The sequence below is a fragment of the Neobacillus sp. S1115 genome (assembly GCF_055385565.1).
Genome location: NZ_AP038275.1, coordinates 761,480 through 775,303, shown reverse-complemented (window position 1 = coordinate 775,303; position 13,824 = coordinate 761,480). Strand labels below are relative to the sequence as shown.

Sequence of the window (13,824 nt, the reverse complement as noted above, 5' to 3'; positions counted from 1 at the left end):
TAAAAATAGAAAGAACCGTGAATGCTTCATGGTTCTTTCTATTGGAATAAAATATTTAACAATGCTCGTTAGAAAAGGGTGTATTTCAAAAACAATTAATCATAGCATTACTACACTAATTAATGGTGGCGACAGTGGAATTGGAAGAGCTATCGCTACTTATGAATGGTGGGGAAATAGTAAACGGTTAGATATTTACAATACAGCAGTATTATTTCATTTTGCTGACAGGCACTTTAAAGAGCAATAACATTCCTACAATGATCAGTACAGATAGCCCATAGGCTAATAATGGCTTTTTGTAATGGAGCCGTATAAAAGGCACTTGAACGAGGTAAAAAATCACAGACCACCCGAAATTCCAACCATTATGGTAACTCATTAAACCCATTATGTAGTTTACTAACTCGACGACAGACAAAAGAGTCACCCAGAAGATGATCCAAGCAACCTGTTTTACCCATCCAGTTGGATACCTTCCCAAATATATAAACACAATGGATGGATAAGAGAGAAACGTTACAAGCAGATTGTTAAAAGTATGATTTGGAATAATATCGGTAGGTTCATATTCCCACAACGGATAATTATATGTAAGAAAGTTATATAACAGGTCCAGGAGAATGAAAAAGAGAAAGGTGGACTGATAATTCTTCCAATTCCGCCAATCCCCCCAACGCCATGCCGCAAGAATCCATAACATCATGCGTACAATAATGTACATTTACACCATCCTATTACAATAAATATTTAGCGTTTATATTATGACTAATTTTATTTTAAAATATGTGTTGCTTCCTATTGCTAATTATCCGCCAATAAGTACGTTAACTCTTCAACAAACTGTCCCGATTGTTAAAAAAGCTAATGACGATTGTTCAACTAAACACACCCATTTGTTTCTGTAGTCCTTTACAAAGAAAAACGAGACTGCACTTTATTTGGAGAGACTTAGCCAGAATCCTTGATACACCTTGCTTCATGGCTTATAATCATGCCCTCAGAGGCTCAAATTAAAGTGACAAATTGCCTGTACTTACTTTCAGTAGAGGGTTCGACAATATTTGAAAATAACTTCACAATGACGTATTCACTTAATAAAGCACTACACTACATTTAAGTACAATTCTTCACAATATTGAATTTTCCCTTTTCGGTAGTAATCCGTAATTTTATATGCCTTACTTTCTCCCTCAGTTTAATACGATTTTCTCTCGAATACTCGCTTATTCGCAGGATTTCATAACCCTTGATTTAGCGTTAACGATAAAATGAAATAAGTTTAAATCATTATGGCTTCGTGAAGGCATAGTCAAATAGAGGAGCGAATTAGTTCCCCATATTTTACCATATAATGTACATCTCCACGCCTCCCCTGGAGGCTTTCCCTCCCATGTCTCAACGGGTCGTCTGCCCTATCATTCCTTCGTCATGCCTATCCAAGGGGTGGAGGCCAGTTTTGCTAATTAAATGGGTCTGTGCCCTTACGAAAATAGAATCTGGTACTCCGTACATATTTGAAATCCTGCGAATATGCCAACATTCGATTAATATGAGTGTCCAATATTATTTATTTCAGGGCGATAAATAATCTTTATTTCTGAAATTTCATTAAGCTGCCAACGGTGATAATGGTTTGATTTTATCAGGACAATATGATTCGTTTCGTCTAGATATACTTACAAAGATCCTGGCCAACTTGCCAATTAACTTCATAATTGATTTTATTTTCTTCATTTTTTTTACTTTGACATTTTGAGAATGTAATGCCCGAAATTCTGGGTTATTCACTACAAGACTAATTGTAGCTAAGTAAAGGAATCGCCTTAGTCTGGAGCGTCCTCGCTTGGAAATGACAATTTGACCTTTCCATTTCCCTGAACTTGCTTCGACTAAATGCAATCCAGCATGGCGAAGAAGGGAATTACCGTGAGTAAAACGACTTAAGTCCCCCGCTTCACCCAATATCCCAGCTAAAGAAATTTCACTTATCCCCTTTATGGCAAGTAACATCTTAGCGAAAGGTATTTTATTTAGTGCAGCGGTAACTTGTTGTTCCACTCTTTCGAGTTGTTTTACGGCTAAGTCATATTCCTCTAATAGCTGCTCTAAATGAAATTTATAGGCATCAAGTGCCTGTCTAGTACCTACAGATTTCTTAGCCAACTGGAGGAGTAATAGGGCTTTCTTTAATCCAGGGTGCCTCTTCATCACAGATTTCCAACCTGTAATAACCTCGTGAGGCTGCATATTCTCTAAGTCCATAGGGGACGGGAATAAACGAAGGGTTGTGATTGCCCCTTTAGCCGTAATATCCTTAAATACCTGTCGGAATTCAGGAAAGACAATATCTACCCAACGGTTTAATTGATTAATAGAACTAACAAGGCGTTTAACTACTACATCACGGTTAGACATCAGGATCCTAAGTTTTTCGAATGTTTCCGATGTGTACCTAACTTCAGAATAATAACCGTTCTTTACCATATCAGCGATAACTAAGGCATCTTTTTTATCACTTTTTGATTGAGTATTATCACGATTTTCTTTATTCTTTTTTACTAAATGTGGGTTTACAGTTACTACTTCAATATCTTGATTAGAAAGCCATTTTGAAAGATTGATCCAGTAGTGTCCAGTTGGCTCCATCCCAACAATAGCTTCATCCAGGTTGTTTAATCTTTGAAGATTTTTAATCCATTTTAGAAAACTAGCAAATCCTTCTTCGGTATTTTTAAATGTAATTGGATCTCCGACTATAATTCCACGGAAATTTACAGCTCTAGCTACGTGAAATTGTTGCGCAATATCAACTCCAACAACTAGATGTTTAACTGAAATTCTTTCTATTAGTTGATTTTGTTTGTTTTGCATTTTAAACTTCATTATAGGGGTTCCTCCTTAAGGTTTGAGTTAGATTGGTCTCTATACTCATATCTTACTGAGGAGCTCTATTTTTTTCAAAGTCGAAAAATAACGATCTACAGGAATGCTAATTAGATTTTATTCTAATTCCCATTTGGACATATTAAAAAGGAAAACTCACTTATTTTTTTAGGAGATACTAATGCAAACTTCATTTTCAATCTTTTTTATAATTATTGGTTTACTTTTTGGAGTCTGGAATCGTTGGAAAGAATTCTATCCCACATTATTATTTTGGATTATTGCTAATCTGCTTTATAGTACCTTGCTCAATCATTTCAGGGTATGGGAATATATTCCTGTTGGAATTGATAAAAAAATTTTTCCTACACATACAATCATTGGTTTGAAAATTCCTTTTTTAACCTACCCATTCGTTATTCCCGTCTTTTTAGGAAGGCTTCCTAAGTTATTATCCTATAAAATCGGGTGGATTATTTTTTGGGCACTTCTTTTTGAAGGTGTAGAATTTATAGCATATCTTAACAAGAGTATTACTTACCATTATGGATGGTCGCTACTTTGGTCTTTTTTATTTAATTTAGTCACCTTCACTGTATTAACAGTACACCATTGGAAACCTTTGATAGCTTGGTTACTGTCTTTTATATACATTATTATTTTATTCATTATTTTCCAACCTCCTATTCCAAGATAAATATAAAAAATTCTTTTTCTTTCAATCCCTTTATCCAGGAGTAAGATAATTTCATCCTTTTGCAACTAACCTGCTACTTTAGCTTAATAAGGACTGCGGTTTCAATTTAGTGAAACAGGTCAATAATTCCTGAAAAAAAGAATTTTTTTGGGAGAGATGAACTTGTTATTATCTAAAGCATGGGAAACGTATGAATCTGATAAACGAATTGAAGGCTTTTAGCCGCAAACTTTAAAAGCATATAAACTCCAGTCTGTCTTACTTATACGCTTTTTTAATGATGTTCAACTTGATACGATCACTACGGATCAATTAAAAGCTTATTTAGCAAAATCAAGTGAAAACCTTAAGCCTGCAGAATACTGGTCACTACACCACTTTACAAAAGAAGGTTTAGAAAAACGATAATGAATACCTTCACCCAACCCTCTCATACCACCCCGCAATAGCCGGAAAACTCTCAAAATCCTTCCTCATCTCCCGAAAGCTAACCACCTCTTTACCTCTCTCAAACTCAAATTCTAGTGGATATTCGTGGCAGTTTAATGGGCTTTGCTGAAAGGTTTCGGTAAAGAATTGGATCGCCTCTTGCGGGCTGCTGGCAAAGATGAAGAAAAAGTCCTTCTTGTTCATCTTCAGGGAATAGACGCGAACCTTCTGAATTCCTAATACATTCTTTCGGATCAATTCCTTTACTTTCTGGTGATCTGCTTGAACTGCGTCTAATTTAGATATGTCGTCTTCTAATGAAATTTTCTGTTCCGCTAGTAAATGGTAGATGTAATGAGCCAAAGTGGAATCTTAAAAACGGAAACTATCTTCGTAAGCTTCTTTCACCAACATGTGATTACACCTCATTATTTTTATAATATGGTCCGCCAGCTTCGTTATTAATGGCTGCTGGACAGCTATACAAGGGATTGGTTCTGTTCCTTTTTATCCTCAATCCCTCCCGTATACTCGTTGTAATTCACGGCGATGGTGCCAACTTGGCCGTTTCGGTTTTTCGAGACAATGATTTCAAGGGAATGATCTTGCGACTCCTTGTCATAATATGCCTCGCGGTAGAGGAACAAAATGACATCAGCATCCTGCTCGACACTTCCCGATTCCCGAATGTCAGACATCATCGGCCGTTTATTGGCCCTTGATTCAACTGATCGATTTAGCTGTGCCAAACAGATGACGGGGCAATCAAAATCCTTCGCCATGTTTTTGAGGGATTTGGATATTTCCGTTACTTGTTGATGGGAATTCCCTCCGTACGGTTGGCTGGATTGGATCAGTGTTAAGTAATCGATAAACAGAATGGGTTTCTTGCCGGGAAATTGATTCATCAGCTTTCTCGTTTTCGCTCTCATTTCGGCAATCGTTTGTCCCGCCCCATCAAAGATTTGCATATTGGTTTCCGTGAGATCACCAATTACATCCGACCATTTATCCTTTTGGCGTTGACTTAGCATTCGTTTTGGATCCCGCATTTTCGTACGGTTAAAGCCCCCTGTCGAAGCAATTAATCGTTTGGTGATCAGTTTCTCAGGCATTTCTAAAGAAAATACGAGTGGCAGATAACCAGCCCAACCAGCCATTTTGGCAAAATGAAGCATCACGTCGGTTTTTCCCATTGATGGTCTGGCCGCTAGAATCGTAACTTCCCCACCCTGAAAGCCTCCCGTCATGTCGTCGAGCTGTTTGATACCCGTTGTGACACTTCTCAGGCGTAATTGATCTTCCCAGGGTGCCTCATAAATGTTGGCCAATGCTTGTTGTAGCGGGGTATGATCCTCGAGCTTTAATTGGCTGATTTTATCCAGTTCGCTAATAACCTTCGCAATCTCCCAGTCATTCATGGCGGCAACACTCAAGATGTTTCTCTTTTCCCGCTCCTTCCACGACTCTAGAATGAGCTTTTCCGTTCCATCAAACTTCTCCATGTCTGCATAGGATAACAGTTCAGAAAGATATGACATTCCCCCTACTGATTCAAGGTCAGACAGGGTTGAAAAAGTGATCAAATCAAGATTCTTACCGGCACGTTTGAATTCCACCATTTTTCGCATGATTTCTTTGTGCCTGGCACTTTCTAGCTGTTCAGGCTGAATCACGGTATCCATCAGTAAGTACTCCGCCTTCATCAAACTTCCCAAGAACGCTTTTTCAGCCATACTCATTCCTCTTCACCTGCCGTTAGATCGAGTTGGAATCCACGTGGAATATCTCTTCCGGTACGAACGATTTCAGTTGATTTTCTTGACATTGGTACTGCCTGTTGGGGAGCCTGATGGGCTTCAACATCTGCTACGGTCAGTAACGATTCATTTTCCCAGTTTCTAAGAATCGCAACTATATAGTTGAGCCTTCGTTTGTTATTCGCACAGGCAATCTCCATGGCTTTCAGAATCATCTCTTTCGGCTGCAAAAAGCTAGAATCCTCTAACCATGCTAACAGCCGCTGCTTCGCCATCACATTTGTAAAACCAAAACCATTGGCGTCCCAAAACTCGATAATTTCATTCACATCTTCTGGTTTTGTAAGATTCTTTAAATCTGGAGCGTCCTCCATATCTGGCTGAGAAGCTATTTTTTGTTTTTGTTTTTCTTTTTTATTTTCTTTTTCTTTTTCTTTTTGCCCACGTATCGTATCACGGCACGTAGACGTATCGTTAAGCTCTTCGTCTTCCGTATCGGTATATGTATCCTGTTCCTCGCGTTCACTGCCCTCGTTGCCAAAAAGCATTTCTTCTTGTCTACTAAAAGATTCGTAAATGCTGCTAATCCCGGGATTGCTAACGCCTTCTGAAACATACGAAATAAGCGAGCGATCTTGGACCTCTTTTAGCTCGGCGGTGATACAGTCCATGATCGGTTTCCCGCCTTTATGCAGGTTATATTCCCCCCAGCACTTAATCGCCAGTTCTTTTGTTTCCGGATTGTAGCGAATCAACTGATGCTGCTCGGCAAATCGTTCCATTAACGAATGAACAGTCTCCATAGAATAGCCCAAATGAAAAGCCATTTGCTTCTTCGTTATTCGATAGATGCCAATTTGAGTTGTTTTCGAGTTTGTCAGCAGATAGAGGTAAAAATACTTCTCCTCCGGGGTCATCTCTTCCACAACGGGGTTTTCCCAAAATTCAGTTCGCACCATTCGATACTTTGCCATCCTTAACCACCATCCTTGTTTATTTGAAAACTTTATTCAGAGTCTATTTATGGTTTGATGAGGAAAACGGATAGGATGGTTTTTATAAAAAAGTGAATATTTTATGGCAATAGCTTTCTTTATGGAGCAAAAAAAAAGCACCTGTCACCACCCGAATAATGTCGATCAAATATCAACAAATTCCGGATAGTGACTGGCACTTTTTTATAATTCCTATATATTTTCCGAATTCCTCAGTATAGGCTTTCCAGACAGAGAATTTATTAATTAATAGTTCCTCTGTTTCTAATACGAGTTGAGAAATAATAAAAGGGCAAACCTGAGAATGCAAAATATGAAAGATCCTTAAATCTCGTCTTGCGATGGTTTTTATCTCACTTCTTTTTCAATAAGAATTCTTGTCCTTAAGTAAGGTACCAGCTAAAGGAAAATAAGCGGAAATTTTTCGGTTAGATGCAGAATGAAGCTACTTTCGGGGTAAATAAGGGAAGTTTTTCCGATTATGCAAAGCAAAATCCCTCATTTTCACGCTATTCGAGTAAATAGGCGGAATATCTTCGTCTATTTAATCTTTTTTACATGCTAATTGCTAATTAAGCGAATTTTTTCCGTCTATTTATATGTCACAGACAGCCCAAATGAACTTTGTAGCCCGCTTCTATTGCACCAAACAAAAATACTCCCTCCAAATTTGTTTTGACCAGTAAAATTCATGTAACCTAAAATAAAACAAAAAGGACTATATAATAGAAGAAAGTCGTGACCCTCATTACCTTTGGAGTCTGTAGTAGTGATTAGGTAACTCATCCACCTATATATGACATTTCAACCTTTTTCCTGGCTTTTCTCGTTTCCTCGGTGCGTTCATCAGAATAACGGTCGGAACGATGATTCCAAATGCCTTTAATTCTTTCTTCTACATCTTGATCGGTAGCTCCACTTCTAATAAAATCCCTAATATTATGGCCGTTTCCATTAAATAAACAGGTGAAAATTTGCCCATTTGCTGACAATCTTGCACGGGTACAGGTTGAGCAAAACGATTCAGATACTGAGGTAATAAAGCCGAAATCAATATCCGTCCCTTTATAACGGTAACGCTTGGCCACCTCTCCGTAATAAGCAGCTTCCACCGGTTCAAATTCAAAGTGTTCTTTTAATATTTCATATATTTGTTGCTTTGTAACAACGTCCTCCATCATCCAACCATTTGTACTGCCGACATCCATATATTCAATGAACCGTAGTTCTAGGTTCTGTTCTTTACAGTAGGTTGCCATCTGAATAATTTCAGAGTCGTTAAGTCCCTTTTTTACAACCATATTGATTTTTATGCGAAGGCCTGCGCCTTTTGCAGCCTCAATTCCTTGGAGTACCGGGCCAACTCCAACATTCCTGCCATTTATTTCACCAAAAAGTTCATCGTTTAAACTATCTAAACTTATATTGATCCTTTCAAGACCGGCTTCCTTCAGCTGTGAAGCATATTTCGGGAGCAATACGCCATTGGTCGTTAAAGCAATGTCCTTTAGACCATTAGTTTTTGAAAGCATTTCAACAAGAATTGGTAAATCCTTTCGAAGAAGAGGTTCACCTCCAGTTAATCTAATCTTCTCAACACCTAATTTAATAAAAATGCTGGCGAGACGTGTAATTTCTTCATACGTTAGTAATTCTGATTTAGGTAAAAATGCATAATCTGGACCGAACAGTTCCGCAGGCATACAGTATTGGCAACGGAAATTACATCGGTCAATCACAGAAATTCGAATATCACGAAGCGGCCTGCCTAATTGATCTTTAACTTGTTGTTTGGTCACATTTTTCAACTCCAAGTGGGTAATAGCGCAGCGTTCCAAAAAGACCACAGGGGCGGTAAAGCGGCCTTTTTGACCAGCCAGAACCGTCCCCCGGAATCTATTCTATTTATCTAGTTAATTGTTTCACCTTTATTGGGTTTGTTTCTTTGCTTAATTTGATGATTTCGCCGATAATACTGATGGCAATTTCTTGTGTTGTTTCTGAGTTAATATCCACCCCGATGGGAGAAGAAACGCGCTCCAGCAGTTCTTCTGAGAATCCTTCATCTTTTAATTTTTGTAATATTTGTATGGCCTTGCGCTTGCTAGCAAGCATGCCAATATAGGAACAAGGAAATTGCAGAGCTGTTTTTAATACGATTTCATCTTGATCTTTTGTCACAATCACTAAGTAAGACTTTTCATTTAGGTTGGCCGCAAGCGTTGCCTTCCCAATATCCTCATCCACAATAAGCCTGGTCGCATTTGGAAAGCGTTCCTTCGTACAATAACCCTCCCGGTCATCCACAACGCGATAGGGAATTTCAAGAAAATCGGCGAGTTTTGAAAGCGCAATGGCTACATGACCTGCACCAGCCAGAACGAGTTCAGGCCTGCTTTTATAAACTTCAATAAACACCCGCACTGTTCCTCCACAATTCATTTGAATGCCGTCTTTAGCATGTTTATTTAATTTATATTCAACGATTTTCGATTTACCCTTTTGAATTGCCTGCACACACTCATCAATGACAAAGTATTCAACTAATCCCCCTCCGACAGTCCCTTCAATCGTGCCATCAGGGGATACAATCATTTTTCCAACATGGCTGGGAGTCGAGCCTCTTGATTCAATGATCATGGCTAAAGCAAAGGTTTCGTTTTGACGATTTAACATGGCGACTTTTTCCATCAGTAACATGTATGACTCACCCCCCTTTTTTTAAATTAATTCGGTTGATATTGTGGCGTGTTAAGAAAATAACGCAAAAGATTTAAGGCGACCGTTTTCCTGTATACTGCTGTGGAGCGCTGGTCGTCGATTGGCCGAATGATTTGTTCAAAGTCTGCCACAATCGAATCAATGTCCGCATCCGATAATGGGAACGGTTTTCCTAGCAGCTTCTTCTCAATATCAATCGAACGAACCATCGTCGGTCCGACCGCTCCAAAGGCAAAGCGAATGTCATCGATTCGTTCATTGCTGATCCGGATAAGTCCTGCAAACCCTACTTTAGCAATGGCATCCGCGTTACGGTTGCCGATTTTTTCAAAAACAACATGTGTACCTTCTTCTAGTACGGACGGCAAGATAATTTCAGCCAAAATTTCATTGCGCTGACGCCCGATCTTTCGTACCCCTTGAATAAAATCACTGATTGCCACCACACGATCCCCATTAACGGAACGCAGCAAAAGTTTTGCGTTGTAAACATATAATAATGGCAGTGTGTCACCCGCCGGAGATGCATTGCAAATATTTCCTCCCAATGTCCCTCTGTTTCGAATGGCCGGAGCTGCAATCGTTTTGATTGCGTTTTTTAAGGCAATGGGAATTAACGGGTTTTCCAGTAATTCACCATAGGTACTGCAGCTTCCGATATGGAGATCTTTATCTTTTTGATACACCCGCTTTAGCTCGGAAAGATGATCAATAAAAACAACTGGCTTAGGAATTTTAGGAGGCACTCCCCTTCCACTTTTGTGAAGGACCATGACATCGGTGCCACCGGCTACGATGGCACAGTCCTCTTTATTCAATTGGCTCAAGGTTTCGTCTAAATAGTCAAAACGATACGCAGTTATTTTTTCTGGCATATGACTTCACCTTTTTTCGCTGCCAATTTAACTGCATCCACAATCATATTGTAGCCAGTGCATCGGCATAGATTTCCAGAAATGCCTTCACGAATTTCCGCTTCTGTTGGATTGGGATTTTCAGATAACAAAGCGGCACTTGCCATGACCATCCCCGGGATACAATAGCCGCACTGTACCCCTCCACACTCGGAATAGCTCTCATCTAAAATCTTAAATTGTTCGGTTTCCATTAATCCTTCGATCGTTTGAATTTCTGCACCCGCAATCGCGCCAATAGGGATTAGGCAGCTGTTTTGCAAGGAATTATTTACGAATATACTGCAGGCTCCGCATTCCCCTTCACCACAGCCTTCCTTTGTTCCGATTAATCCAAACTCTTCCCTTATTAAATCTAGTAATCTTGCAGTGGGAGGAGCATCGGTTTCCACCGTTTTTCCATTAAGGGTAAATTTAATCAACCCTATTCACCAACCTTCGCTCAAGACTTTCCATAATGACTTCCGCTGTAACCGGAATTTGCTGAAAAGAAGTTTGCAGTGCATCTTCAATCGCCGACTGGACTGCCGGGGCTCCGCCGATTAAAGTCAATTCACCTGCGCCCTTCGCCCCGTACGGGCCATCCGCATATGGGTTATCAAATAACTTGCTTTCGATTGGAACAACGTCCAATGAAGTCGGAGGCCCATAATCCGATATGCTTTTTTGTTGGATTTTGCCTTGCTTTGTCGTCATCTTTTCCAGATACCCGTATGCTAACCCTTGTGCAAGACCACCATCAATTTGGCCTTTCATAATCCGATCATCGATGGCCTTCCCCACATCGTAATTTCCGTATACTTTTTCTAACTTTACAATTCCTGTTAACGTATCTACTTCTACTTCCACGAAATTAACGCCCCATGAATAAGCAGGGTAGGCATCTCCAGTGAAGGTTTTTTCGTCCCAAGGAATCATTTCACGGTGAACATAATGCTCAAATACTTCTTGTTCCTCCCCTGACTTCCACTCGGCCTTTAGTTTTTTTGCGGCCCGTTCAAGTAATTTTCCAACAATCATCGTCGTTCTGGAGGCTACGGTTGGACCGGAGTCGGGAACCTCTTTTGTATCGGGATCAGGGTAGGAGACTTGTTCCAACGGGAGGTCGAGCTCTTTGGCGACAATTTTACTCAATGTCGTATAAATTCCCTGGCCCATATCAGAATTTGATATTTTTAAAAGAACCTTGCCGTCCTTCGATTTAACTAGTTTCACCGTTGCTTTAATATGATCTCGTTCGCCGCTGCCTGTAAATCCACAGCCGTGGAGGAACACCGAAGTCCCAATGCCTTTCTTATAGCGCAGGTTTTGTTGATTAAATCGCTGAAACTCCTCTTTTTTCTTGTTGTAATCTGAGGCATCCAACAGGTCCTCAATCATTTCTTCCATTAAGATTGGGTCGCGGAAATTTCCTTTTGTGATGGTAGGGTCTCCTTGTTTGACGAGGTATTTTCGTTTATATTCAAGAGGGTCTAGTTGAGTGTGTTTACTAAGATGTCCCATATGACTTTCGATTCCGGCAAAGCTTTGCGGGGCACCAAAGCCTCTGAAGGCACCATTCGGAACGGTATTGGTTTTTAAACAAAAGCCCTTGGCATGAAAATGAGGAATGTTATAGACACCGGCACTGTTTAATAATGACCTCTGCAGCACAACAGAACTCAATCCTTCATTCGCCCCGCCGTCAAGAAAGACGTCAACACACATGCTCAGAATATTTCCTTCTTGATCAAGGGCAGTTCGATACTTGAATTTGGCTGGATGCCTTTTTGTCGTCACCACCATATCCTCATGGCGGTCGAACACGAGCATGACTGATTTCTTAACAGCATTTGCGGCAATGGCTACGTGACAGGCCATCATCGAAGGAAATTCTTCTTTTCCGCCAAAACCGCCGCCTGTAGGGCTTTGCACCACTCTGACCTCATCGTCGCCACAGGCTAAAGCGCTTAGCAATGCATTTTTTATATAATAAAGAGCTTGCATCGATCCGTGGACGACAATTTCATCATCCTTATAAACGGCAAGCATTCCTTGTGGCTCAAGGTAGACATGCTCCTGATAACCCGTCGTATATTCTTCTTCAACAATTTGATGGGCATCTTGCTCGATAGCTGAAATGATATCTAAGCTTTCCCCAAATTCATAGCTAACGAAACTTGCGGAAGATATCTGATCGATTGCTTCATCCAATGTATAGATAGCCTGATGTTCTTCAAATTCAATCTTCACTTCATCTCTCAACCCGTAGAGGGTGTTCAGATCTTTGCCGACGAGCATGAGAATCGGCTCACCAATATAGTTGACCCACTCATTGGCGAAAATAGGTTGGTCCTGTTTAATAATTTTTACGTAATTCGGACCCGGGATATCCTCTGCCCCAACTACATCATATCCTTCAGGAAGATCTGGCACGTAAATGGATTTGATTTTTCCATATGCAATCGGCGACCGATACAAAACACCATAAACCATATTGTCTACTTTCACGTCACTAATATAAGGCAGCTGGCCTGATACTTTATCTTTATGGTCCTTTTTGGGCACTGGAGTGCTTATATCCTTTAGTCTCATTGCAGCCACTCCTTCCGATTAAATTTTTTCACCTGAAACATAGATTAGTAGAAACCCCTTTCAAAAATTTATATATAAAAATGAATTTTATAATTCATTTTTATCCCCATAAAGGTAAATGAGACATTTTCGTTTTATAATAATCCATGGCTTTTTGGTAATCCTCCGGTGTATCTACATCCATGAGTACTCCAGGATCATCTATATTCATATAATTCCTTTCGTAACTGGCAAGGACCGTACGCAAAATTCCTTTTGAATCGGTATCTAGAATTCTCTTTTTCACTTCACTTGATAATTTGATCGGGTGACCGCCTTTATAGTTAAAGCTGGGAATCACAACGTCCCCTCTTTGCATGGCGATTAGCTGGATGGTCTCTTTCTTAACAAGTGGACAATCCCCCGGTGTTAGAAAGAAGGCTTGGTCACTTACTTCACGACAGCCCTTTTGTATAGAACTGAACATTCCTTGGTCAAAGTTTTCATTATAAACAAATTTCAGCTGGAACGAATAGGCATTTTTATTGCTGATTTTCGTTATTTCCTCTTCGATGATTTCCGCTTGAAACCCAGCTACGATATTGGCCCTGCTGATTAACCCTTCAAATTTAGAAATCGTTTGCTCCAATATCGTCATATGCCCCAGCGGCAAAGTCATTTTATAGGCATTCGCCCGGCTGGAATATCCAGCAGCCAAGATGATTGCTTCTATTTTTGGTCACCTCCGTGATAAATACAAACTAAGATGCTGGCGTAAAATAACTTTTTGAATTTTCATATTATTATGATATCATAGACGTATACTATACGAAAAATATATAATTTATATAGAAATCATATATTATTTA

At 39.7% G+C, this 13,824-nt stretch carries 12 protein-coding genes; 1 reads left to right on the top strand and 11 read right to left on the bottom strand.

Translation table 11 applies throughout. From position 1 onward, the window contains the following. Window positions 1-211 precede the first annotated feature (211 nt). Window positions 212-724: a CBO0543 family protein gene (locus ACZ5B7_RS03710; RefSeq protein WP_464492695.1), complete on the bottom strand. Its 513-nt coding sequence runs from the start codon at window positions 722-724 to the stop codon at window positions 212-214. An 887-nt stretch (window positions 725-1,611) separates the two neighbouring features. Next, window positions 1,612-2,886, bottom strand: a complete 1,275-nt coding sequence (locus ACZ5B7_RS03705) for an IS110 family RNA-guided transposase (protein ID WP_464490083.1) — start codon at window positions 2,884-2,886, stop codon at window positions 1,612-1,614. A 181-nt stretch (window positions 2,887-3,067) separates the two neighbouring features. Between ACZ5B7_RS03705 and ACZ5B7_RS03700 the strand changes: the two genes are divergently transcribed. Continuing rightward, window positions 3,068-3,583: a CBO0543 family protein gene (locus ACZ5B7_RS03700; protein WP_464492694.1), complete on the top strand. Its 516-nt coding sequence runs from the start codon at window positions 3,068-3,070 to the stop codon at window positions 3,581-3,583. Window positions 3,584-4,000: 417 nt separating this feature from the next. Here the strand turns inward: ACZ5B7_RS03700 and ACZ5B7_RS03695 are convergent, their stop codons facing one another. The 9 genes from ACZ5B7_RS03695 to ACZ5B7_RS03655 all read right to left on the bottom strand — a co-directional run bounded on the left by ACZ5B7_RS03695 (window position 4,001) and on the right by ACZ5B7_RS03655 (window position 13,673). After that, window positions 4,001-4,375: a hypothetical protein gene (locus tag ACZ5B7_RS03695; RefSeq protein WP_464492693.1), complete on the bottom strand. Its 375-nt coding sequence runs from the start codon at window positions 4,373-4,375 to the stop codon at window positions 4,001-4,003. A gap of 116 nt (window positions 4,376-4,491) precedes the next feature. Beyond that, window positions 4,492-5,748 (bottom strand): replicative DNA helicase, encoded by a 1,257-nt coding sequence (locus ACZ5B7_RS03690; protein ID WP_464492692.1) that lies wholly within the window; start codon window positions 5,746-5,748, stop codon window positions 4,492-4,494. A gap of 2 nt (window positions 5,749-5,750) precedes the next feature. Continuing rightward, window positions 5,751-6,746, bottom strand: a complete 996-nt coding sequence (locus tag ACZ5B7_RS03685; RefSeq protein ID WP_464492691.1) for a DnaD domain protein — start codon at window positions 6,744-6,746, stop codon at window positions 5,751-5,753. An 803-nt stretch (window positions 6,747-7,549) separates the two neighbouring features. Beyond that, on the bottom strand, window positions 7,550-8,566 hold the full coding sequence (gene moaA, locus ACZ5B7_RS03680; RefSeq protein ID WP_464492690.1) for a GTP 3',8-cyclase MoaA: 1,017 nt from the start codon (window positions 8,564-8,566) through the stop codon (window positions 7,550-7,552). 106 nt (window positions 8,567-8,672) lie between these two features. Then, a complete protein-coding gene (locus ACZ5B7_RS03675) occupies window positions 8,673-9,467 on the bottom strand; it encodes an XdhC family protein (RefSeq protein ID WP_464492689.1) in 795 nt (264 codons plus the stop codon). 26 nt (window positions 9,468-9,493) lie between these two features. Continuing rightward, window positions 9,494-10,363 (bottom strand): FAD binding domain-containing protein, encoded by an 870-nt coding sequence (locus tag ACZ5B7_RS03670; RefSeq protein WP_464492688.1) that lies wholly within the window; start codon window positions 10,361-10,363, stop codon window positions 9,494-9,496. Next, window positions 10,348-10,824, bottom strand: coding sequence for a (2Fe-2S)-binding protein (locus tag ACZ5B7_RS03665; RefSeq protein WP_464492687.1), 477 nt, complete (start codon window positions 10,822-10,824; stop codon window positions 10,348-10,350). The genes ACZ5B7_RS03670 and ACZ5B7_RS03665 overlap by 16 nt, the downstream gene beginning before the upstream one ends. Continuing rightward, entirely contained in the window at window positions 10,817-12,976 is a 2,160-nt protein-coding gene (locus ACZ5B7_RS03660) for a xanthine dehydrogenase family protein molybdopterin-binding subunit (protein ID WP_464492686.1), read from the bottom strand. Before ACZ5B7_RS03660 ends, ACZ5B7_RS03665 begins: the two co-directional genes overlap by 8 nt. A 100-nt stretch (window positions 12,977-13,076) precedes the next feature. After that, complete coding sequence (locus tag ACZ5B7_RS03655; protein ID WP_464492685.1) at window positions 13,077-13,673, bottom strand: nucleotidyltransferase family protein; 597 nt, start codon at window positions 13,671-13,673, stop codon at window positions 13,077-13,079. Between the last annotated feature and the right edge of the window lie 151 nt (window positions 13,674-13,824).

Coding starts and splice junctions, on each gene's coding strand:
- ACZ5B7_RS03710 (WP_464492695.1), bottom strand. CDS start 724: ATGTACATTATTGTACGCATGATGTTATGGATTCTTGCGGCATGGCGT.
- ACZ5B7_RS03705 (WP_464490083.1), bottom strand. CDS start 2,886: ATGAAGTTTAAAATGCAAAACAAACAAAATCAACTAATAGAAAGAATT.
- ACZ5B7_RS03700 (WP_464492694.1), top strand. CDS start 3,068: ATGCAAACTTCATTTTCAATCTTTTTTATAATTATTGGTTTACTTTTT.
- ACZ5B7_RS03690 (WP_464492692.1), bottom strand. CDS start 5,748: ATGGCTGAAAAAGCGTTCTTGGGAAGTTTGATGAAGGCGGAGTACTTA.
- ACZ5B7_RS03685 (WP_464492691.1), bottom strand. CDS start 6,746: ATGGCAAAGTATCGAATGGTGCGAACTGAATTTTGGGAAAACCCCGTT.
- ACZ5B7_RS03675 (WP_464492689.1), bottom strand. CDS start 9,467: ATGTTACTGATGGAAAAAGTCGCCATGTTAAATCGTCAAAACGAAACC.
- ACZ5B7_RS03670 (WP_464492688.1), bottom strand. CDS start 10,363: ATGCCAGAAAAAATAACTGCGTATCGTTTTGACTATTTAGACGAAACC.
- ACZ5B7_RS03660 (WP_464492686.1), bottom strand. CDS start 12,976: ATGAGACTAAAGGATATAAGCACTCCAGTGCCCAAAAAGGACCATAAA.